15 protein-coding genes are annotated in these 24,549 nt (G+C 39.5%); all 15 read left to right on the plus strand.

The annotated features are described in order from the left end of the window. Positions 1 to 9: 9 nt before the first annotated feature. The 15 genes from ACKWBX_RS08250 (at position 10) to ACKWBX_RS08320 (ending at position 24,450) form a co-directional block, all read left to right on the plus strand. Entirely contained in the window at positions 10 to 846 is an 837-nt protein-coding gene (locus tag ACKWBX_RS08250; RefSeq protein WP_413968196.1) for an endonuclease/exonuclease/phosphatase family protein, read from the plus strand. A gap of 526 nt (positions 847 to 1,372) precedes the next feature. Beyond that, positions 1,373 to 1,861: a hypothetical protein gene (locus tag ACKWBX_RS08255; RefSeq protein ID WP_413968197.1), complete on the plus strand. Its 489-nt coding sequence runs from the start codon at positions 1,373 to 1,375 to the stop codon at positions 1,859 to 1,861. 44 nt (positions 1,862 to 1,905) lie between these two features. Continuing rightward, a complete protein-coding gene (locus ACKWBX_RS08260; RefSeq protein WP_413968868.1) occupies positions 1,906 to 2,079 on the plus strand; it encodes a hypothetical protein in 174 nt (57 codons plus the stop codon). A 351-nt stretch (positions 2,080 to 2,430) separates the two neighbouring features. Next, on the plus strand, positions 2,431 to 3,744 hold the full coding sequence (locus ACKWBX_RS08265; protein ID WP_413968198.1) for a metal-dependent hydrolase family protein: 1,314 nt from the start codon (positions 2,431 to 2,433) through the stop codon (positions 3,742 to 3,744). A gap of 10 nt (positions 3,745 to 3,754) precedes the next feature. Then, positions 3,755 to 5,137: an amidohydrolase family protein gene (locus tag ACKWBX_RS08270; RefSeq protein WP_413968199.1), complete on the plus strand. Its 1,383-nt coding sequence runs from the start codon at positions 3,755 to 3,757 to the stop codon at positions 5,135 to 5,137. A 558-nt stretch (positions 5,138 to 5,695) separates the two neighbouring features. Continuing rightward, positions 5,696 to 8,452: a helix-turn-helix and ligand-binding sensor domain-containing protein gene (locus tag ACKWBX_RS08275; protein ID WP_413968200.1), complete on the plus strand. Its 2,757-nt coding sequence runs from the start codon at positions 5,696 to 5,698 to the stop codon at positions 8,450 to 8,452. Between the two features lie 221 nt (positions 8,453 to 8,673). Beyond that, entirely contained in the window at positions 8,674 to 11,712 is a 3,039-nt protein-coding gene (locus ACKWBX_RS08280; protein ID WP_413968201.1) for a SusC/RagA family TonB-linked outer membrane protein, read from the plus strand. A gap of 10 nt (positions 11,713 to 11,722) precedes the next feature. Continuing rightward, entirely contained in the window at positions 11,723 to 13,270 is a 1,548-nt protein-coding gene (locus ACKWBX_RS08285; RefSeq protein ID WP_413968202.1) for a RagB/SusD family nutrient uptake outer membrane protein, read from the plus strand. 12 nt (positions 13,271 to 13,282) lie between these two features. Continuing rightward, complete coding sequence (locus tag ACKWBX_RS08290; RefSeq protein ID WP_413968203.1) at positions 13,283 to 15,073, plus strand: LamG-like jellyroll fold domain-containing protein; 1,791 nt, start codon at positions 13,283 to 13,285, stop codon at positions 15,071 to 15,073. Positions 15,074 to 15,093: 20 nt separating this feature from the next. After that, positions 15,094 to 16,461: a glucoamylase family protein gene (locus tag ACKWBX_RS08295; RefSeq protein ID WP_413968204.1), complete on the plus strand. Its 1,368-nt coding sequence runs from the start codon at positions 15,094 to 15,096 to the stop codon at positions 16,459 to 16,461. Next, positions 16,461 to 17,852, plus strand: coding sequence for a glucoamylase family protein (locus tag ACKWBX_RS08300; protein ID WP_413968205.1), 1,392 nt, complete (start codon positions 16,461 to 16,463; stop codon positions 17,850 to 17,852). The genes ACKWBX_RS08295 and ACKWBX_RS08300 overlap by 1 nt, the downstream gene beginning before the upstream one ends. 25 nt (positions 17,853 to 17,877) lie before the next feature. Continuing rightward, positions 17,878 to 19,602, plus strand: a complete 1,725-nt coding sequence (locus tag ACKWBX_RS08305; RefSeq protein WP_413968206.1) for a family 43 glycosylhydrolase — start codon at positions 17,878 to 17,880, stop codon at positions 19,600 to 19,602. A 21-nt stretch (positions 19,603 to 19,623) separates the two neighbouring features. Continuing rightward, complete coding sequence (gene bglX / locus ACKWBX_RS08310; protein WP_413968207.1) at positions 19,624 to 21,900, plus strand: beta-glucosidase BglX; 2,277 nt, start codon at positions 19,624 to 19,626, stop codon at positions 21,898 to 21,900. Beyond that, on the plus strand, positions 21,900 to 22,802 hold the full coding sequence (locus ACKWBX_RS08315) for an alpha/beta hydrolase (protein WP_413968208.1): 903 nt from the start codon (positions 21,900 to 21,902) through the stop codon (positions 22,800 to 22,802). Before bglX ends, ACKWBX_RS08315 begins: the two co-directional genes overlap by 1 nt. Before the next feature lies 1 nt (position 22,803). Continuing rightward, positions 22,804 to 24,450, plus strand: coding sequence for a sulfatase family protein (locus ACKWBX_RS08320; RefSeq protein ID WP_413968209.1), 1,647 nt, complete (start codon positions 22,804 to 22,806; stop codon positions 24,448 to 24,450). Positions 24,451 to 24,549: the final 99 nt, after the last annotated feature.

The raw sequence follows: 24,549 nt of genomic DNA on the forward strand, positions 1-24,549 counted from the left end.
ATAATGCTCATGCGATTTTTTATTTTATTTCTTTTTGTATTTTTTTCTGGCTTTACGACCCAAGGTCAGGAAATTTCTATAATGACCTATAATATCCGACTTGATGTTGCTTCTGATGGGAAAAATGCATGGCCCGAACGAAAGGATTTTTTAGTGGATCAAATTCAATTTTATGCTCCTGATATTTTTGGTATCCAAGAAGGAATGCCACACCAAACTCAATTTATTAATAGTAAGTTGATCAACTACGATTTTATAGGCCACGGACGGGACGGTGGAGAAAAGGGAGAATATTCGGCATTGTTTTATAATACGGAAAAATTCACCGTAGCGAACGAAAAAACGTTCTGGTTGTCTACAACGCCAGAAAAATTGTCCAAGGGTTGGGATGCGGCATATCCTAGAATATGTACGTACGGTCTATTTACCGCAATAGGTACCGGTCATAAATTTTGGATTTTCAATACACATCTGGACCATATTGGAGTAGCAGCAAGGTCCAAAAGTCTGATATTGATTCAAAGTGAAATCAACAAAGTCAATCTAGAGAAATACCCCGTTTTTTTAATGGGCGATTTTAATCTAGAACCGAATAGTGAACAAATTACCATGTTAAAGAGAAATATGGCCGACACAAAGGATGTCGCAAAACAGAAATTTGGGCCAGATGGTACTTTTAATGGATTCAAATTTTCAGAGCCTGTTTTACGACGCATAGATTATATTTTCTTATCCAAAACTAAGGACGTGGAAGTCTTAAAATATGCGGTGCTAAGTGACTCTAAAGATTTAAAATATCCTTCAGACCATTTACCGGTATATGTTGTGTTGCGCCCGGTACAATGAAAATATAAAGGATCCGGACCTCTGAGCTTGTTATTCTTCACAAATAGCAGTGCCGTCTTTTAGGAAATCTTCAACGTTTAGAGTATATGTTTCCTGAGGAATCATTGACCACAGCACCCAACATCGACGAGATTAGCCAAAGGCACCGATAGAGGACTTATTCAGGACAGTGCTTAAATGACTGTTTTTTACTGATATCGCGGATGAAGAGCATTTTTGCAGAACCAATTTCTTTAAAGTCAGAAGAAGGTGTTTATGGTTTTGTCAAAACCTTTTGATTTCCTATAATGATAGTCGTCCTGCTTTTTACTTGTTAATTTAAAATCAAAGATTTCAATCGTCTTGTCAGGGCAAAATTTTCCCTTGTCCAATCCGATGGAAATATTTGAAACACATGAAAAAGAATTCGGTCAGCTTTGGAATATTGCATACAAAGTTTTGTGAATAATCCTAGTGTAGCAGCTAAAGGCGTTGTTTCGAAAAAAACGGGAACAGCACATTACATTTTTCTAAGAGTAGGACGTCATTGGAAACCAATGTTCCTTTGAATAGGTGGTTTAATCTGATAACATTCAAGAGAACCTTGGACAAGTATGAAAACAGATGGGAAGTTGGCTATACTGGTTTTACAGATAGTGATAATGATTTTATTATTCCGTTTGAGATATCTTATGGGCAATCTAGAGCCAAAACGGACAGAGTGAGAGAAAGAGGTTATAGTTCTATTGACACATATGCCTTGGGTAGCGGATTTAATGGCTTAATCAAAATTATACCTGGAGTATATGTTGATATTGGGTTGAACATACCCTTAGGTATTGAAGTGCTAAGAAATTTGGAAGATAAAAAATCAAATAACTTTCTTGTTGGCGTTGTTGCCAGTCAGGGAGTAAAAATTATTCCATGGAAAGAATTTGGAATCGTTATTGGGGCAGGTATCTTTCAACAGTTACAGATTTCTAAGGTGTACAAAAGAAATTTTGGATTTGAATTGGAATTAGGTATTAACTTTTAAATCAGATCAACCCAATTCGCCAACAAAGTACACCATAAGTCATTATTACCGGAAATCCGAGTTTAGTACTACAGTTCACTAATTCGGCAGAACTAAATTATAGCAGAAAACTCAAAAAAGGCAGTTTTATATTTGGTAGTTTTTACAGGAGAATTAACGATGAAACAAATAGAAGAGGTTTTTTGATGAAGACAATTCTAACAAAAAAGGTTTATTGAAGGCGAAAGCGTTGATGTAAACAAAACACCTTAATGACTTTTAAACTGAACAACAGTTTTGAGGCTACAAAGGATTTAACTTTCTAGTTATTTACGTTCTACAATGGCAGACAGAGCATCTATGATAGAAAGGACAACTTTTTTATGAATACTGGCGCACGTTAGAATTTTGCCAAAGACAAGGAACAGCTTTTGAGACATCCCCTAATTTCTCCATCAACTGATTTTGAGCCAATTATACAGGGAAAACATCCATCCATGAAATATACTACGGAAAGGACCCATGAATAATTATTTTTAATACCTTGTTACGTACTTCCCCCACGAATAAAACTTCTAAACATTTTTATGATGGGGTGCTACAGATTCTTTTCGCTTTTACTTTTTGTCCTAGTATCCAGTACCGAAGTATTTTCTCAACAAGGTAAAACCCTCAAATCGAACTCTACTCGAGTAATTCTTGCGGGGGCCATGATCGATGTTGAAAAAGGTCAAATCGTGAACGATGTTCTTATCGTGGTCGAGAATGGAAAGGTCGTTAAAGTGGACAAGGCCAATGCGAATAAGGACTATGAAAACATTTTAGACCTTTCTGAATACACCATTCTTCCCGGGCTAATCGATTGCCACTCCCATTTGGTGTTGAACTCTTATGATAAATCTATTGACCAATGGGAACTACCGATTGCCAATTACGGTATTATGGGAACATTAAACGCAAAGAAAACACTTGATACCGGATTTACTACGGTCAGGGACATTTGGGGTATTTTCTATAGCGATGTCGCATTGCGCGATGCTATTGACAGGGAAATGATCCCTGGCCCCAGAATGTATGTCAGCGGCCCGGCCATCACAATGACCGGGGGTCATGGGGATTGGGAAAGTTGGATGGCCCCACAACTTGAACTAAAACAAAATCCCGCGGCCATTGCCGATGGAGTGGATGAGGTGAAAAAAGAGGTACGCCGTCATATCAAACAGGGAGTCGACCTTATCAAAATCACCGCTACGGGTGGTTTTGGTACCAGTGGTTCCATACCCGGGGCTGCAACTTATACTGAAGAAGAAATTAGAGCGGCCGTAGTTGAGGCCAAGAAACGGGGCTTAAAAGTGGCGGCCCATGCCCATGGCGCTGATGGAATTAAAAATGCCATTAAAGCAGGCATAGCCTCGATCGAGCATGGAAGTTTGATGGATGATGAGGCGATTGAACTGATGAAAAAGCATGATGTGTATCTAGTGATGGATCTACTGGCAGCGTACTACTCCCATATCGAACTGAACAAAGACTACAGCGACAAAAAGTTAGGGGAGAGCAACAATGAATTATATAATCGATTTCTTAACAATTTTCAGAAAGCCTATAAGCAAGGTGTGAAAATGGCTTTCGGTTCAGATGCTGGGGTATATCCACACGGACGCAATGCAGAACAGTTCAATTTGATGGTTCAAGCTGGAATGACCGAAATCGATGCCATAAAATCAGCAACGATAGCTGCCGCCGAACTTATAGGAATACAAGATAAAACGGGAAGCATCGAAGAAGGAAAATGGGCCGATATCATAGCTGTCAAAGGAAACCCCTTGGAGGATATTACTGTTTTGAAAAAGGTGGAGTTTGTAATGAAGGAGGGAAAGGTTTATAAATCGAACCTAAAATGAAAATCAGGTTATGAGAAAGCTTTTTAAGACAACATCAAATATCATTCTCTTGTTATCGATAATAGCTATCTCTTCCTGTAAAAAGGAAAAAGAAGCCAAAACAAATTATGACCTAATAATCTCAAACGTTAACCTAATCGACGGCACAGGAAAAGACCTACAAAAAAATGCAAATATCTATATCAAAGATTCAAAAATTTCTAAAATAGATACCGCAACAATTGTAAACAAAAGCCATAAGAATGTCATCGATGGAGAAGGAAAATACCTCATACCCGGCCTGTTCGATTGTCATGCGCATACCGGAGATTTTAAAGGCGACTTTCCCAGATTCATGCATTATGGAGTGACCTCGATATTAATAACAGGCGGGAGCACTTGCACGAATGATTATTTTCGTCAAATGCGAGAAATGGGCAAACAGGATTCCGTTCCGGCTCCAAGAGTGTTCCACACTAGTCAGCACTTCATCGTAGAGGGCAGCCATCCGGTGAAAACGTATACTAGCAGCAATTGGAAAGAGGGATCGACTTACTTCATTTTAAAGGATACCACACAAATTTCCAAATTGGTGAAAAAGGTTTCGGAATATCCCATCTCAGGTATTAAGTTGACCATTGAAGATGGACCCTACCCTCCCTACGTGAAACGTATGCCAAAAGAGTTTGTCGACCACGTGAACAAAGAGGCCTTAAAGAATGGAACTAGGGTATTCGCCCATGTAAGTGATAACGTTGAACTTAAAATGGCCATTGACGCCGGAATCAAGAACTTGTTACATTATACGGGTGTGGATTTGAATTTCGAGAAGGACAAAGAACTGATCCAAAGAATATACCGTGATAGTATCTCATGGGTGACTACACTAATGTTAGATAAGAGCATGATGTATCCTAAAAACCCTGAATGGTTTGATGTTGAAGATTTAAAAGAGATTTATCCTACCGAAGAATTCGAAAAAATGAATGATCCAGACTATATTTACCGGGCCGAGGAATTTGTGAAATTCTTTCAGAAATACTACGACTTCGATGATCCTACGCTGAAGCAAGTGATCGGTTTTCAGGTAGAGGATTTTATGCAACTATCCAAGAATGGTGTGAATATGGTTCTTGGAACGGATACCGGGAATGATTTCATTTTACCAGGGTATAGCTTGCACGAAGAAATGCAACTTTTGGAATTAGGCGGTATGGCTCCTGGGAAAATCATCAAAATGGGAACTTTGAACGCCGCTAAAATGCTAAAGGTTGAGAATCGACTTGGCTCTATTGAAGTTGGTAAATTAGCCGATATGGTGCTTTTGGACGAAAACCCTTTGGAATCGATCAGTAATACCTTAAAAATAAATAGCGTATTTAAAAATGGTAAAGCCCAAATTCGAATCGAATGATGAATTGATTGACCATTAAATTTTGTAATCTACTTTGATAAAAAGAGCATTTTTTGAGGTTATATGGTGAGCTGAACGTTTTTCTTTGTTAAATTAACTTTTAAATATCGGGATGGTAGGGGCATTTCAGAATTTGAATTATATTCCTTGGAATCAATTTTCTTTACAATTATATCTCGTAAATCAAAAAAATAAGCCTTCAACCACTTTTGAAGCTTAGTGCCCAAAAAGGGAATAAATATGAAGTAATTGATTTAAAATATTGATAATCTATGTTTTGTGGTTTCTTAAATCTCTAAAACCATATCAAAATCAAATAATGACGAGACTTATTCAGTTACCCATTGTAACTTTCCAGTAGCTTAAACCCGTCTTATTGAGATTCAGATTTTCAGAGAACTCAGATTTTAACTAAAACAATTGGGTCCCGATGACCAAGATATGTGTTCGGGCATTAATTGTAGGCATCATTTTTCTTCGTCATAATAGGAAAGTCCAAACAAGTAGTACAATAACTATCTTTAACCATCTTTACAAATTGATGAAATTACCTAAAAGATGAAAACCGTATTTCTCTTTCTAATAGCGTTATTTATTTCAACTATATGGGGTAGAGGGCAAAACTTATCACCTCCTATTAAAAACTACACCAGTTACGAGTACAATGCGGCAAGTAAAAACTGGGGGCTTACTATGGACGAAGATGGTGAGCTGTATGTAGCAAACAATAATGGATTGCTGCATTTCAACGGAGAGAATTGGACTCTTAATAAATTACCGAACAAAACTATTTTACGCTCCGTAGCCTTTATAAACGATAAAATATACACGGGATCTTATGAAGAGTTTGGTTTTTGGCAGAAGGACGAATATGGTTTGTTACAGTATTTTTCGCTCACACATTTGATCAAAGGGCATGAATTTACCAACGAGGAGTTTTGGCAGATCATCCAATTTAAAGATACTATACTCTTTAGGTCTTTTTCCACCATTTATATTTATAGGGATAGTAAGATTGAAGTAGTAGATTCTCCTTTTGTAGTGACGAATATTGCACGCTACAATGATGAAGTTATTGTAGCAGGCGAACACAGAAGACTATTTTGGTTAAGAAATGGTGAACTGGTACCTCTAGAATATCAAGAGGGACTACAAGACAAGATTATTGTGGACATGTTGTCCTTAGGGAAAGACCTTCTGATAGGTACTAAATTAAGTGGGTGTTTTATATTATCGGATAACGACCTGCGACCCTTGGAGGGCGAAATCAATAACGAATTGAAAGAACATCAATTAAATAAGGCTTTGACCATAGGCGATAATAAAATCGCCTTCGGCACTATCAAAAACGGAATCTACATCTACGATTCTAAACTAAGAACATTTCAAAATCTCAACAAGGAAATAGGCTTACAGAATAATACGGTGTTGTCCATGATTCAATTTAAGCAGCAATTGTGGTTAGGCCTTGACAATGGCGTGGACAAAATTCAACTTAATAATCCAATAACATATTATACGGATTATTCAGGAGCTCTTGGAACGGTTTACGATCTTGCAAATCATGATGGGGAGTTATACTTGGGCAGCAATACAGGTATTTATTATTTTCAAGAAGATAGATTACAGTTTGTTTCCGGCTCTCAAGGCCATGTTTGGGACTTGGAAATTATAGATGGTGAACTCTTCTGTGGTCACAATACCGGAACCTTTATACTTAAAAACGGAGTTTTAAACAAAGTGTCCAATATATCCGGAGGTTACCAAATTGTCAAAATCCCGGAAAAAGCATCGGATTTTATTCAAGGCACATATACGGGAATAGCCAAATTTCAAAAAAATGAGAACGGGACTTGGTTGGCCAGTAGGGTAGAAGGATTAACGTTTCCTGTAAAGCAACTCTGTTTTGAAAATACGAATGTTCTTTGGGCCGCACATCCATATAAGGGTTTGTTCAGGGTCAAGATGAACAATGACCACACTAAGGTGTTAAAAATCAAAGAATTTGATACGGATGTTATCCCGAATACGTTCAACATCAAACTGTACAACATTAAGAATCAGATTGTATTGTCAAGTGAAGGAAATTGGTATAAATATGACCCCATTATAGATAAAATAATAGAATTTAAAGAGTTCGGCAATTTCAATAACATGGATTTGGTGCATCATAACGAACTATATTATTGGTTTGCGGACAATGAAAATTCTAAAAAAATTATACATACTAATCTGAGGGGAAATCAATTCACGCTAGATGATGCACAATTAAAGCAAAGACTGGCTCCCGAAACAAAGACAATCGTAAATTATAATGATTCTATCTACTATTTCACTCTAAGTGACGGGTTCGGAAAATTCAATCTTTCCAGATTTCAAAACCAACTAAAAGATGTTGAGTTGCCCCGACCCAAATTAGGTTCCTTCAATGATGAGGAAAAAAAGTATTCCCTGAAAGAGAAAATGTTCGATGTCCCATATCATAAATCGCAAATCCTCACTTTGGAGGTATCGGCTGGCTGTTTTAAACAGTACAAATACTATTATAAACTCCGCGGTAAAATAGAGCAAGCTGCTTATCAAGATAATGGTACCATTACTTTTCAAAACTTGCCATTTGGGACTTATGAACTGGATGTACATACCGTTAGTATAGGCGATGAATTATCAAGTTCCCAAAAAATTACATTTCAGATCCTGCCCCCATGGTATTTATCTAAATGGAGCATATTGTTATACGGAATCTTATTGATTGGCGTGGTTTTTTTAATAAGGTTGTACAACAAAAATAAATTGGAACGCAAACATAAAAGGCTAAAGGAAAAATTACATAAGGAACAAGAAGAGCATTTGGCTTATTTAGAAAAAGAGAAATTAAGCAAGGAGATAAGGTCAAAACAGAAAGAGCTGGCCAGTACTACCATGAACGTTGCAAAAAAGAATGAACTGTTGCTTGAATTAAAGGCGTTGTTGATGATGAACAAGGATAAATTTGACAATAAACAACGATATCGCTCTTTCATGAAAAAATTGGATAGCTCTATCAATGACGATGAGGACTGGAAAAATTTTGAGGTGAATTTCAAAGAATTACATGAAGACTTCTTTGAAGTGTTGCTTGGCAAGTATCCCAAACTAACCCCCAAAGATTTAAAATTATGTGCGTATCTAAAAATGAACCTTTCTTCCAAAGAAATAGCTCCTTTAATGGGGATATCTATTAGAGGCGTGGAAATTCACCGGTATCGGTTAAGAAAGAAATTGAAAATTGATGGTTCTCAAAATATTTCCAACTTTTTGATTACAATAAAATAGAAAAGCATTTTATATGTAATGCGTTTTTTACTACTACATCATTTATACATCATTATGTTAAATTTTTGAGCTAAGCTTCCTTAATCACTACTGCAAAACCCGAGAAAAACAGTGTTTATCGGACTGATTTTATTGATGTAGTTTTTATGTAGCTATCTCAATACTGTTAAGACCCTCATTTTGATAATTTAGTAAAAATCTAACTCAATTTTTGAACAATTATGAAAATTAAAAACCATTTATTGACAATATGTTTTTTATTGTTTCAATTTTATGTACAGGCGCAGCAAGATGTTACTTTATCGGGAACCGTTTCCGATAGCAATGGAACGCCTTTGCCGGGTGCAAGTGTAATCATAAAGGGAACTACTACCGGAACTCAAACTGATTTTGATGGAAATTACATTTTAAACGATGTTCCATCTGTTGCAACTTTGACAATTAGTTATATAGGTTTTGTCTCTACGGACATCCAAGTGAAAGGTCAGACCATCGTTAATGTCACATTACAAGAAGATACAGAAACTTTGGATGAAGTAGTGGTAATTGGCTACGGTACACAAAAGAAGGCCGATTTAACGGGATCTATAGCTACTGTAAAATCCGAGGATATTGTTAGAACACCTTCTAACTCGCCTTTACAGGCATTGCAGGGAAAGGTAGCTGGTCTACAGGTAGTAAGTAGTGGTGCGCCAGGAACTTCCCCCACCATTAGGGTAAGGGGTATTGGCTCCTATGTCAACGGAGCTTCCGACCCATTGTATGTCGTAGACGGAACATTTTTTGACGATATCGATTTTTTAAATAATGAGGATATTGAAACCATTTCGGTACTAAAAGATGCATCAGCTTCCGCTATTTATGGGGTACGGGCCGCAAACGGTGTAGTATTGATCGAGACCAAATCAGGTAGGGCCAATCAGAAACCGCAAATTACGTACAATGGCTATCAAGGGGTTCAAATTGCCCATAATGTGGTAAAACTTTCCAATTCGGAACAATTTGCCACTTTGGCGAGAGAGTCCGGTTCCGCTGTGGAAGCACAATCCATAGACAATGCCATGCAGCGCTATGGGAGAAGTAGAATTAACCCTAACATTCCAAATGTCAATACAGATTGGTATGATTTAATATTGCGCCATGCACTCCAACAAAACCATAGCCTTGGGGTGGCGGGAGGAACAAATGGGATTACCTATTCAGTAGGTCTGAGTTACTTTGAACAAGAAGGTATCCTAAGAATGAAGAATGATTTTGAACGATTTAACATTAGAACCAAATTGAACGTAGATATAAACGATCGTTTAAGTGTTGGCGTCTCTACACTACTAAGCAACGCTACTAGATTTCGTCCCGAAGAAACTGCGTTTGCCCTAGCTTATTTTGCAGTACCGACAATGCCCGTTTTGGATCCATCCAAAACCGATGCCTTTCCCAGGCCTTATGCCAATGCCCAAGATTTGGGGTATAGAGGCACTCAAAACCCCTTTCCAATATTGGAGAACACCGAGAACAGAAATAAATCAAGGAATACCTTGGTGACCTTTGATTTGAACTATGAATTAATCCCCGATAAACTCTCGTTCAAAACAGCCTATTATCACAATCTTGAAACTTTGGAAACAAGAGAGGTAAGATTACCCTTTTTCTTTGGTAATGGAAATGCATTCAGGGAGAATGCTGAGCTGATTAAAAGAAATGAAACTTTTTCTGAACAGACATGGGACAATACCCTAACATATAATGACGATTTTGGAAAACATAATCTAACTGTTTTGTTGGGCACCTCTTTCAGGGATAGATCATTGGAACAATTAGAGGCTAAGGGTCTGAATTTCCCAAACGGCCCAGGTATTGGTGATGAATCATACTTTTTGGATTTGGCAAATACTATTGATATAGATGGTGTTGGAGACAATGGGGTTAGACAATACTTCTTTTCCTATTTTGGGCGTATTGCCTATAACTTTGACAGCAAGTACCTTTTATATGGGACATTTAGGGCAGATGCCACCAGTAAGTACCAAGAAAAGTGGGGTTACTTTCCTACAATTGGTGCCGGTTGGGTAGTATCTGAGGAACCTTTTATGGAGAACAACGGTATCTTGGATTTTTTAAAATTAAGAGCCAGTTGGGGTGAGTTAGGAAATGCCAATGTTGCAGCAAGTAGTGGTGGCATTACATCCGATGAGGTAGATGCAGCTTTTGGCGATGTAAGATTTCCCGGAATAGTCACCAGTAGCGACTTTGAGGCATTAAAGTGGGAAGTGACTGCCGAAACCAATGTTGGTATCACTACAAGATTGATCAATAATCAACTTTCTATAGATGCCGATTATTTTAGCAGGGAAACCAAAGATGCGGTCATTCCGGTATCAAGATTATTGGTACCCGGTGAGACAAGACAGAATGTTGGTAGAATTAGAAACTCGGGTTTTGAAATAGTATTAAATTGGAACAAGCAGGTTTCCGAAAATTTCAGATATTCGATCGGGGCAAATTTTTCAACTTTAAAAAATGAAGTGCTGGATTTATCCGGACAGGAGAATCTAACTACAGGTGGTGATACGGCGCAACGGACCGTGGTGGGAGGTACCATAAATCCTTTTTTTGGACTTGAGGTCGACGGGGTGTACCAAACCGATGAAGAAATCCAAGCAGACCCTGCAGCCGTTGCGGCAATCGGAGATGGATTGACCGTACAGCCTGGTGATTTCAGATTTGTGGATCATAATGGTGATATGGTCATTGACGCACAGGATAGGGTAGATTTAGGATCTTTTCTACCAACATATTCTTTTGGTTTTAATCTGGGGCTCAACTATAAAGCATGGGATTTCTCTTTGAACGTAATAGGTCAAGGAGGTAATGTTATAGCAAACCAAAAGCGTTTCGCCATACGGCAAACCCCGGACCCTAATATTGATAGGGATTTTGCCATAAACCGTTGGAATGGTCCAGGAACCTCCAATTCATATCCTTCGGCAAGAGGTATTAGAAACCCATGGAGCAATCAATTTCTAAACAGCTTCTTTGTTGAAAAAGGCGATTTCGTAAGACTTCAGAACGTTACGTTGGGTTATACATTGCCTCGATTGTCAGGGAAATTTAGACCGGACATTAGATTTTATCTAACTGCCGAGAGGCCCGTAACACTGTTTAATTATAATGGTTTTACTCCTGAGGTGGCAAATGGGAGAGACAATCAAACGTATCCTATTCCAGGGGTATATACGTTTGGCGTAAATATCAAAATTTAAAATTATAGCTATGAGACATATAAAAATCAACAAATCACTTTTGTTTTTCGCTCTTTTGGGAGTGATGTTTATAGGTTGTTCAGAACAATTGGATCAACCTGAACTGAATAATAATTTTGCCGGCGGCACCGATTTTTCAAAAACCGATGACATGGTTTTTTCACTTATCGGAGTGTATCAAGCGGTGACCAGCAGAGGCTGGGAACAACCTTTGGTAGTTTCTACTAGAGGAGATGATGTCACCGCGGCCGGTGATCAACAGGGGCTTATAAATCAAGACCGTTATGTATACGACAACTCCTTTTTTGGATCCCGGACGTTATGGGAAACCTATTATGGGGATATTATTAGCGCCCATACGGGTATGGAGCAAATAGAAAGGTATATGGAATTCGCCGATGCCGAAGGAATCGCCTTGGGCAACCAATATATCGCCGAAGCTAAAGTTTTAAGGGCGATACTACTTTTTCAACTATCGCAAGTTTACGGTGCCGTTTTTATCCCGGAATCCTCTGACCTTAATGATTTTGCTAATGTTACCGAAGTTCCTACTAAAGATCAGGTAATGCAGCATATTTCCGATCAGATGGATGAGGCCCTTCCATTTTTACCGGATATGCGACCTAATGAGCGTACCGATTTAAAAGGAGGAGTAACCCGGTATACGGCACTAATGATTAAAGCGGTGGCCAATCAGGAGTTAAAGAATTACCAAGGCGTTGCAGATGCTGCCGGTCAGATTATCGGTTCGGGAAAATTCAGTCTTTTCAACGATTTTTATGAGTTGTTCAAAACCCCGGGAAAACTTAGTGATGAAAGTCTATTTGAGTTTCAATATTCTGATTTTGGCGCTGGCGAAGGGGACAGGGTAAGCCATCTTTACAATCCATATGGACCAAATAGTTGGACTCCTACGGTAGCAGGAGCAAGTAATGGATGGGGATTTTTTGAGCCTTCCATGAAATATGTAGCGTTTATGTTGGACAGGGGGGAAACCGAACGTTTGGAAACCTCGGTATTTTTTAGTCAAAGAGGTATAGATAGCCTTATAGCAAGCACCAGCTATACCGCGGAAACATTACCTGATTTTGTCTCGCCTACAACGAGGGATGGTGATACAAACACATCCAATGTAAGGTCAATATGGTCCAGCGGAAAACATTACCTGCCCACGAACCAACTCATTCCCGGTCGTACGGCTTATGGTAGTAACAAACATTATATTGTCTTTCGTTATGCCGAAACCCTCTTGATATATGCTGAAGCATTGCTTCAAGGTGCTTCAGGTTCGGCAATATCTGCGGATGAAGCGGTAAATCAAGTTAGACAAAGGGCCGGACTTTCTCCGTTAAGCGGCGTGACCTTAGATCAGGTGGTCGATGAAAAATATGCTGAACTGGCCATGGAATGGGGGAAAAGGTTTTTTGACATGGTCAGGTTGGGAAGAGATGAAGAACTAAGTTTCGGGGGAAGGACTTTTACCCAGGACAAAGCTTTTGTTACCTACCATCAGGACCAAATTGACGAATTCCCTATTCTGGGCGATATATCAAACTAAAAAACAAACAAGATGAAAAATATTAAATACTTCTTTATAGGTTTAGCGGCACTTGTATTAACCTATGGCTGCGATCAAGGAATAGACGATATAACTAAAATAGATCCGGGAGCAGATGCATCTGCTCCACAAGTGACTATTAATTTTCCGGTTGAGGGTACAACGATCAAGGTATTGGAGGCAGTGACCAGTATTACCGTAGATTTTGAGGTGACCGATGATATAGAGGTTGCAAAGATAGACGCGCTTATAGATGGCAACACAATTGCGACCATGGGCAATTTTAAGGATTATCGCCGTGTGTTGGTAGATGATATAACCTATGACAATCTAGAGGATGGTGCGCATGAATTTACGGTAAATGCAACGGATATTGATGGTAAAACGACCTCGGTATCTGTCAACTTCGTAAAAGAACCGGCTTACATCCCCTTATATATGGGAGAAACCGTGTACATGCCGTTTGATGGGGATTATTTTGATTTAGTTGGCCTTAGACCAGCGGACAAAATAGGCTCTCCCGGATTTTTAGGAGAAGGTTTTGTAGGGCTCAATGCTTATGCCGGTGCAACGGATGCTTACCTTACACTTCCCTCGGAAGGGATACTGGATGAAGAATTTACTGCGGTTTTTTGGTATAAGGTCAATGCCGATCCTGATAGAGCAGGTATTTTGGTTATTGGTCCTCCGGACGAGGCAAATCCCGATGCCCAAAATAATAGGAATAACGGTTTTAGATTTTTTAGGGAGAATGCGGCAGGCAATCAACGTTTTAAATTGAATGTGGGTACAGGTTCTGCCAATGTTTGGTTTGATGGTGGCGAAGCAGCGGATTTAGCACCTGATTCAGGTTGGGCACATATGGCGTTCACCATTTCGGGAAATAGTGCCGCAGTTTATATAAATGGGGAAATAGTACGGGAAGGAGATTTAATGGGAGGTGTAGATTGGACAGGTTGCGATATTGTATCGATCATGTCGGGAGCACCTCGTTTTACAGGATGGAACCACAAATCGGACAGCAGTAACATGGATGAGCTACGAATGTTCAATAGAGCGCTTTCGCAGAGCGAAATCCAAAACATTATGGTCACGGAGGCGGGTGGTTTTGTTGGAACCTTTGATGAAGAAATGTTCTACATGCCTTTTGATGGGGATAATACGGAGTTGTTTAGCGATTTAGAAGCTACCGTGGTAGGCACTACCGGTTTTGCAGGAGAGAGTGTTGACGGGGAAAATGCCTTTGCGGGAGCTGCGGATTCTTATCTTACATTTCCTACTAATGGTCTCACGACATCGGAATTTAGTGCCACCTTCTGGTATAAGATGAACGCAGACCCTAATAGGGGAGGAATACTTGTAATGGGCCCTGAGGATACTGAAAGGGCGGAATATCCGGATATACAAAACTTACGTACCAGCGGATTCCGATTTTTTAGGGAGGGCAATGAAACCCGACAGGTTTTTAAATTGAATGTTGGTCGCGGTGACGGTGATACTTGGATAGACGGTGGAGATGCCGCGGCACTGGACCCAACAACTACAACAGATTGGGTGCATTTGGCCTTTACTATTTCCGACACAGAGGCAGCAGTTTATATAAACGGCGAGCAAGTAGCGCAGAATACACTTGATGGTGGCATTGATTGGACGGGTTGTGATTTACTGTCCATTGGTTCTGGTGCACCTCGTTTTAACCAATGGAACCATCTATCCGACTTAAGTTTTATAGATGAGTTACGATTGTATGGTAAAGCATTGTCTCAAGAAGAAATACAGGGAATCATGAATTCCGATTTATAAGATAGTTTTGAGTTAATTATATGAGGTTAGTTTTAGTTCTTATGGCTGTTGCATCTTTTTTAGTAGTAGGATGCAATGGCCATAAATCATCAAAAAAGCTTGAAACGACAAATAATACCGTCAATTCTAAAAAGTGGACGAACAGTGCTTTGTTGGATAGTGTTCAAAAACAAACATTTCAATATTTTTGGGAAGGTGCGGAACCCAATTCAGGACTGGCCCGTGAACGCATTCATCTAGATGGCATTTATCCCACGCATGATAAGGATATTATAACGATAGGAGGCTCCGGTTTTGGAATCATGGCAATACTTGTTGGAGTTGAACGCGATTTTATAACTAGGGAACAAGCTGTTGGACGATATCAAAAAATAGTTGACTTTTTAGAAAAAGCTGACCGCTTTCATGGTGCTTGGCCACATTGGTTGATGCCCAACGGTAAAACGGCACCTTTTAGCAAAAAGGACAATGGAGGCGATCTCGTGGAGACCGCCTTTTTAATACAAGGATTGTTGACGGTAAAAGAGTATCTAAATAAGGAAAATACAAAAGAAAGAGCGATTGCCAACAAAATACAGCAGCTCTGGGAAGAAGTAGAGTGGGATTGGTATACGAAAGGAGGAAAAAATGTCCTTTACTGGCATTGGAGTCCCGAATTTGGGTGGGACATGGACTTCGCCGTAGATGGTTACAACGAGGCGTTGATTATGTATGTTTTGGCAGCAGCTTCACCTACACATCCCATTGATGAGAACGTATATTACAAAGGATGGGCCCGAAATGGAGCGATTACTAATGACACCCTGTATTATGGTCTAGAAACCGAACTGGACCATTATCCGCACGATACATCACCTGTTGGTCCACTGTTCTGGGCACATTATTCCTATTTAGGCTTAAACCCGAAAGGACTTAGTGATCAATACGGTGACTATTGGAAACTGAATACTCATCACGCTCTTATTCATTACAAGCATTGTGTTGAAAATCCGAATCATTTTAAAGGCTATGGTAAAAAATGCTGGGGGCTTACCTCAAGTTATTCCATGAACGGCTATAAAGGCCACCGTCCAGATAGGGACTTAGGAGTAATTTCACCCACCGCGGCTTTGTCCTCCATGCCTTACACACCTGAAGAAAGTATGGCTTTCCTAAGATTCTTGTACACCGAACAAGATTCCTTAATAGGAAAATATGGTCCTTACGATGCTTTTAGTATGCAACATAGCTGGTATGTACCTCGCTATTTGGCTATCGACCAAGGCCCTATACCCGTTATGATAGAGAATTACAGAACAGGTTTGTTCTGGAAGCTATTCATGAAAAACGCGGATGTTCAAACAGGCCTGAAAGAATTGGGCTTTACTAGTAAAGAAATCAATTTATAATGAAACGTATATGTAGCTATATCTTTTTTTCGGCAATGGTATTGATGTTCGCATCATGTGATGAACAACAAGGGCCTGTTGGTGTTTCCGAATTACCGGAAGAAGCTGTTGATGACATGCCCAAAGAAGAAGAGCCGGAGCTTACGGATGAGGAACTGCTGGACTTGACCCAACTTGAAACCTTTAGATATTTTTGGGATTTTGCACAATCCGATTCCGGTGGGGCTAGGGAGCGATACCATCCCAATGAACCTAGTAGGGATCAAAATACCGTTGCTACAGGGGGAACAGGTTTTGGCTTAATGGCCATATTGGTCGGGATTGAAAGAGGTTTTGTAACTAAGGAAGAAGGAATGCAGAGGTTGACCAATATTCTATCTTTTTTAGAATCTGCTGATCGTTTTCACGGGGCTTGGCCTCATTGGATCAATGGTAGTAATGGAAATACCATTCCTTTCAGCGAAAAAGATAATGGAGGCGATTTAGTGGAAACCGCTTTCTTGGTGCAGGGTTTAATCTGTATTAAAGAATATTTTGAAGAAGGCGATGATGCCGAAAAGGCATTGGCGGCCAAAGCCGATATCCTCTGGAAGGGGGTGGAATGGGATTGGTACACCCAAGGTGAAGATACATTGTACTGGCATTGGAGCCCTAACTTTGGTTTTGATATCAATTTAGAATTGAAAGGATATAACGAAGTATTGATTGCCTATATTTTAGGAGCTGCCTCACCGGATTATACCATCTCTAAAAATGCTTATACAAACGGATGGGCCTCCAATGGCGGAATTATATCCTCGGATGTTCAATATGGACTGCCTTTAGTGGCAAAACATGCGGGGAATACCGCTTATGGGGGCCCCTTATTCTGGGCGCATTATTCATACTTGGGCCTTGATCCCAGAAACTTATCCGATGAATTTGTGAATTATACTGATGTAAATGTCAACCACTCAAAAATCAATTATCAATATTGTGTGGATAACCCGAACAATTTTCTTGATTATGGAAAAGATTGTTGGGGCCTAACGGCCAGTTATTCTAGAAATAATGATGGTAATATAACTTACAGGGCGCACAGGCCGGGCAGTAACGATATTGGAGTTATCTCACCGACGGCTGCTCTAAGTTCAATGCCCTATACCCCAGAGGAATCGATGCGTGCCTTACGCTATTTTTATTCCCATAAGGATAAACTTCTGGGTCCTGCCGGGTTTTATGATGCCTTTAGTCCGCAATATGATTTTTGGGTAGCAGAGGCCTATTTGGCCATTGACCAGGGACCCATTATAGTAATGATTGAAAATCATAGAACAGAACTTTTATGGAGGCTTTTCATGAAGAACGAAGACGTTCGATCAGGACTTGAGAAACTTGGTTTTTCCTTTTAAAATATAAATTATCCCAGTAATACGTATGCCGAAAAATAGATTAAAATATATCCTGATTTTAGCATTCGGTTTTGGGATGCAATTTCTTTTTCCCCAACAAGAGACTTATTGCAACCCGGTCAATATAGACTACACCTATATGATCTATAATGCACACAAAAACCTGTCATATCGTTCGGGTGCCGATCCTGCGGTGGTAAAGTTCAGGGATGGATATTATATGTTCGTGACCCGTTCTATGGGATATTGGTATTCAAAAGATTTGACCGATTGGAAATTTATCAAACCCAAACAATGGTATTTTCAAGGCTCTAATGCTCCCGCTGCTTTTAACTATAAAGACTCAGTATTATATGTAGCGGGGAATCCTTCTGGAACAATGAGTATCTTATATTCGGATAAACCCGAAGAAGGAGCGTGGCAGGCTACACCATCTATTTTACGCCAATTACAGGATCCTGCACTTTTTATAGACGATGACGGAAAAGGGTATATGTATTGGGGGTCTTCCAATAAATTTCCGATACGCGCAAAGATTTTGGATAAAGCAAAGCTTTTCAAACCTTCCGATACAACTTACGAACTGTACAACCTTCAACCGGAAAAGCATGGTTGGGAACGTTTTGGAGAAAACCATTCCGATACCATTCTAAAAGGATATATAGAAGGTCCGTGGATGACCAAATACAATGAAAGATATTATCTACAATATGCGGCACCGGGTACCGAATTTAATGTATATGGTGACGGAGTTTACATTGCGGATTCACCCCTAGGTCCTTTTGAATATGCTCCTAATAATCCATTTTCATACAAGCCGGGTGGTTTTATTAATGGAGCAGGACATGGGAGTACTGTTTTAGGACCAAATGGAGTCTATTGGCATTTTTCGTCCATGGCCGTAAACGTAAACATTGGCTGGGAACGCCGTATAGGAGCTTTTCCAACTTTTTTTGATAAAGACGGATTATTATATAGTGATACTTATTTTGGGGACTATCCACATTACTCCCCAGCTATTGGTAATAAAAAAGGAAGTTTTAGAGGATGGATGTTGCTTTCCTATAATAAACAAGTTAAGACTACTTCCCATGTGAAAGAATATATGGGTCAAAACCTTACCGATGAAAATATAAAAACGTTTTGGCTCGCTGAAGAGAATAATGAGCTACAACAGGTAGAAATAGATTTGGAAAAACCGTCGATGGTATATGCCGCACAGGTCAATTATAATGATTACCGATCGGATATGTACGGTAAAATACCTGGATTGCACCATCAATATATCCTCGAAGGTTCTTTAGATGGTACAACCTGGCAAGTACTTATAGACCAAAGTACCAACCAAAAAGATGTGCCCAACGATTATGTTGAACTATCGGTGCCAAAAAAAGCAAGGTATATCCGTTTTACGAACAAACATGTTCCAACGCCCTATTTATCGCTTTCAGATATCAGGATTTTTGGTAAAGGCTCGGGAAAAGCACCTAAAAAGCCTAAAAATCTTTCTATAAATAGAAAACATGATAGGCGTGATTTGATGATTACTTGGGATTTGGTCAAAAATGCCCAAGGGTACAATATTTTATGGGGAATTGCTCCTGATAAGTTATATAGCTCCTGGTTGTTGTACGAAACCAATTCATTGGAAATTAAATCCTTGAATACGGACCAAGGCTATTATTTTGCTATTGAATCTTTCAACGAAAATGGTGTGTCAGAAAGATCGGAGCCTATTAAAGTCAATTAGTCAAAAATTCAAAAAAAGAATATGATTAACATAGTAAAATATTTTTGGGTATTATTATTTGTTTTCTTTGGAACATTTTCAATACGTGCCCAAAAAACTATTCCACAAGTGGAAACCCTATTGTCCCAAATGACTTTGGAAGAGAAAATAGGGCAATTAAATCTATTGACCCCGGGTGGCGGAATAGCGACCGGTTCCGTGGTTAGCAAAAATGTAGAAGACAAAATAAAAGCTGGTAAAGTAGGGGGTGTTTTTGGGGTTGCCGGTCCGGAAAAAGTGAAACAGGCTCAAGATATTGCGATTAAAAACTCGAGATTAAAAATCCCTTTGCTTATAGGGTCGGACATTATCCATGGTTATAAAACTACCTATCCTATACCTTTGGGCGTTTCCTCTAGTTGGGATATTGCACTGATAGAAAAAGCGGCCAGATTGGCCGCCAAAGAAGCAACGGCAGATGGCATCAATTGGAATTTTTCTCCTATGGTAGATATTGCCCGTGACCCCAGATGGGGAAGAATTGCCGAAGGGGCGGGAGAAGACCCGTACTTAGGTGCAAAAATCGCTGAAGCCATGGTCAAAGGATATCAAGGAACAGATTTAACGCAACCGAATACGATGTTGGCCTGCGTTAAACATTTGGCATTGTACGGTGCTCCGGAAGCAGGTCGTGATTACCACACGGTAGATATGGGCAAGGTGAAAATGTACAATCAATATTTACCGCCCTATAAAGCTGCGGTCGATGCAGGAGTTGCCACGGTAATGACCTCTTTTAATGATATTGATGGTGTTCCGGCATCGGGAAACCAATGGTTAATGACCCATTTGTTAAGGGAACAATGGGGCTTTGATGGTTTTGTTGTATCGGATTATACTTCGGTAAACGAGATGATAGCCCATGGCTTGGGTGATTTGCAAGCCGTTTCGGCTCAAGCGATTAATGCGGGGCTAGATATGGATATGGTAGGGGAAGGTTTTCTGACGACATTAAAGAAATCAGTTGAGGATGGAAAAGTAACCGAAGCACAGATTACCCAAGCCTGTCGCAGAATATTGGAAGCCAAATACAAATTGGGACTTTTTGAAGATCCATATCGTTATTCGGATGCAAAAAGACCTGCCCAAGATATTTTAACCAAGGAAAACAGGTCATTGGCGAAGGAAATCGCAACTAAATCCTTTGTGTTATTGAAAAACCATAATGAGGTTTTACCTTTAAAACAAACTGCAAACGTGGCCCTCGTTGGTCCATTGGCCCATAGCCGTAACAATATGCTCGGTACTTGGGCACCTACAGGAGAGCTGAAATTAGCCGTAACAGTTTTGGAAGGTCTTAATAATAACTTCCCGAACGTTTCAATAAGCTATGCTAAAGGAGCTAATATTACGGATGACCCAGAATTGGCAAAAAAGGTAAATGTTTTTGGTCCAAGAGTACAGGTCAGTGACCAATCTCCCGAAACGTTAATGAACGAAGCGATTAATTTAGCTCAAGCTTCAGATGTGGTAGTCGCTGTAGTGGGGGAGGCTACAGAAATGAGCGGTGAAGCCGCAAGTAGAACCGATATTTCTATCCCTGAAAGTCAAAAAAAGTTGATCAATGCCCTGGTCAAAACAGGAAAACCTACAGTACTGGTCCTAATGAGTGGCCGTCCCCTGACTATTCAAGAAGAGTTTGACCTTCCGGTGAGTATTCTTCAAGTATGGCATCCCGGGGTAGAAGCAGGGAATGCCATTGCCGAAGTATTGTACGGCAACTACAATCCGTCAGGAAAATTGACCGCTACTTGGCCAAGAAATATAGGTCAGATTCCAATATATCATAGTGCAAAAAGAACAGGTAGACCGGCATCGGTAACGGGTGAATTTCAAAAATTCAAATCCAATTATCTAGATACACCCAACACACCTTTGTTGGCTTTTGGTTATGGGCTGAGTTACACTACTTTCGAATATTCCAATTTGACTGTGGACAAAAGGGAAATTAAGCAAGGTGAACCTGTAGAAGTAAGTGTAACGCTAAAAAATACGGGAGATTATGATGGGGTAGAAGTGGTGCAATTATATCTGAGAGATGTAGTACGGAGTATTACGCCACCAAAGAAACAATTGAAGGGGTTTCAAAAAGTTTTTTTGAAAAAAGGAGAGACTAAAAAAGTTACTATTACGCTTTCCCCTGACGATTTGAAATTTTATAACAACAATTTAGAGTTCGTTGCCGAACCAGGAATCTTTGAGGTTTTTGTAGGCACAAACTCCGATACTCAATTAAAAACAGTTTTTGATCTAAAATAATGCTACGTATTTTAAAAACGACTATACTTTTCTTTTGGATTTGCATTGGACATGCCCAAGAACGCTATTTGGATGATTTATTTTCGAAAATAAGCGTTAATACCTATACCTATTCTGATACGCTTCAGTTGGATTTTTACGGTGCTAAGAAAGATACATTAAAAAATAGACCGTTATTGATTCTTGTACATGGTGGCGGCTTCGCTTCTGGAAAAAGGGATAATCCCCTGGAGAAGAAGTTTTGTAAAGAGATGGCAATAAAAGGATATGCGGTAGCTTCAATCAGTTATCGACTAACACGCAAGGGAAAATCTTTTGGGTGCGATTGTCCGGCAAAACAGAAATTACGGACTTTTGTAGAAATATCCGCAGATATCTTACAGGCAGTTTCATTTTTGTCGGAACAGAGGAACCTTTTTGGTATCGATACAGAAAAAATAATATTGATAGGCAGTAGCGCTGGTGCGGAAGGTGTGCTTAATACGGCATTCATGAAACATCAAGAGGAATATATGACACTGCTATATGAAGATTTAAAATTTGCAGGGATAGTATCTTTTGCGGGAGCGGTCGTAGATGCTCGTTATATTACCCCAGAAAACGCTGTTCCTACATTATTGTTCCATGGAAAAGAGGATAATTTAGTGCCTTTTGGGAGCGCATCGCATCACTATTGCCCCTCAGATAAATCTGGATATCTCCTTTTGGATGGTTCGGCATCCATAGCTCAACGTTTGGAAAATTTAAAGATAAGTTATCAATTAATGTATGATACCAAGGGGAATCATGACTGGGCAAATTTGGCCTATAGATATACCGATGAAATTTCGGAGTTTATTAAAAAGGTCGTTATTGATGAACAACATATACAATCAAAAATTCAAATCGATTCAAATGAATAATATGTTCAGAAAACTAATTTTGCTATATATCATCGGTATTATTGTATTAGGATGTAAAGGAGAAACGAAGATTAACGAACCAGAAAAGGAATCAACACCCCCGAACATTATTTTCATCATGGCCGATGATCACGCGGCGCAGGCCATAAGTGCATATGGGCATGAGATTTCTAAATTGGCTCCTACGCCCAACATAGACCGGATTGCCAAAAACGGGACCTTATTCGAAAATGCCTTCTGTACCAACGCAATTTGTGGTCCAAGTAGGGCGGTCATCCTCACAGGAAAGCACAGTCATATCAACGGATTTCGTATGAACGGTGAAAAATTTGATGGGAGCCAGCCCACCCTTCCAAAACACTTACAAAAAAAAGGGTACAAAACCGCTGTTGTTGGTAAATGGCATCTGCACGGTAATCCTACAGGATTTGATTATTGGGATGTATTGAACGATCAAGGTAATTATTATAACCCAGAATTTATTAAAGGTAGCGATACTACTATCATAGAAGGTTATACAACAGATATAATTACGGAGAAGAGCCTAATTTGGTTGAAGAATAATACGGATAACGGGCAGCCATTTTTTCTTATGGTGCATCAAAAAGCTCCCCACAGAAATTGGATGCCCGCTTTGCGCCATGCAAACAAATACGATTCTGTAAACTTTCCATTGCCCGAGAGTTATTTTCCGACATTTGAAAAGCAGCAAACCGCTAAGGAACAACAGCAGACTATTTATAAGGATATGTACGAGGGGCATGATTTAAAAATATCCGTTGGGTATGGTAAAACAGAATTGGCCCACAATCCTTGGAAAACAGATTTTGAACGAATGACCCCTGAGCAGCGTAAAAAATGGGATGAGGCCTATTTGCCAAAAAACAATGCTTTTCATAAGGCCGACCTGCATGGGAAGGAATTGGCTATTTGGAAAGGGCAAAGGTACCTACAGGATTACTTGGCAACTATAGCTTCGGTAGATGAAGGTGTAGGGGAAATTTTGGATTATTTGGAAGAAACCGGTCTAGATGAAAACACTTTGGTCGTATATACCTCTGACCAAGGTTTTTATTTAGGTGAAAAAGGATGGTTTGATAAACGGTTTATGTACGAAGAATCACTTCGCATGCCTTTGTTGATGCAATTGCCCGGTGTTATTGCGCCCGGGAGCAAGGTTAAAGCTATGGTACAGAATCTTGACTTTGCCCAGACTTTCTTGGATTTTGCCGGAGGGTCGGAATTCACGAATGATATGCAAGGTGAATCGTTCACAAACTTGCTTAGCGGGGATGTAAAAGACAGTGATTTTAGGGATGTCATATATTATCATTACTATGATTACCCGGCTTTTCATATGGTCAAAAAACACTATGGCATACGTACCAAGCGCTATAAGCTGATGCATTTTTATGATGATATAGATGCTTGGGAGTTTTACGATTTGAAGGAAGACCCCAAGGAGTTGCATAATATCATAGACGATGATGATTATAATGAAGTTGTAGCTATGATGCGGAAAAAATTGGATAGTGTTCAAAACCATTATAAGGTAACCGATAGAGAATTTGAACAAGCTCCAAAAGAAAAAGTGGACAAGGCTTATGAACAGTTCAAAAAACTCAGGGGAGAGCCCTCATTCCAATAAAACAAAACAACATATTGTTCTTAATTCCCCTAGTAGTGGGCTTTGTAGTGCATTCCCGAACTATTAATGTACTTACACAACATTAAATATGATAATCCA

Source organism: Maribacter algae (genome assembly GCF_047345745.1).
Lineage (GTDB): Bacteria > Bacteroidota > Bacteroidia > Flavobacteriales > Flavobacteriaceae > Maribacter.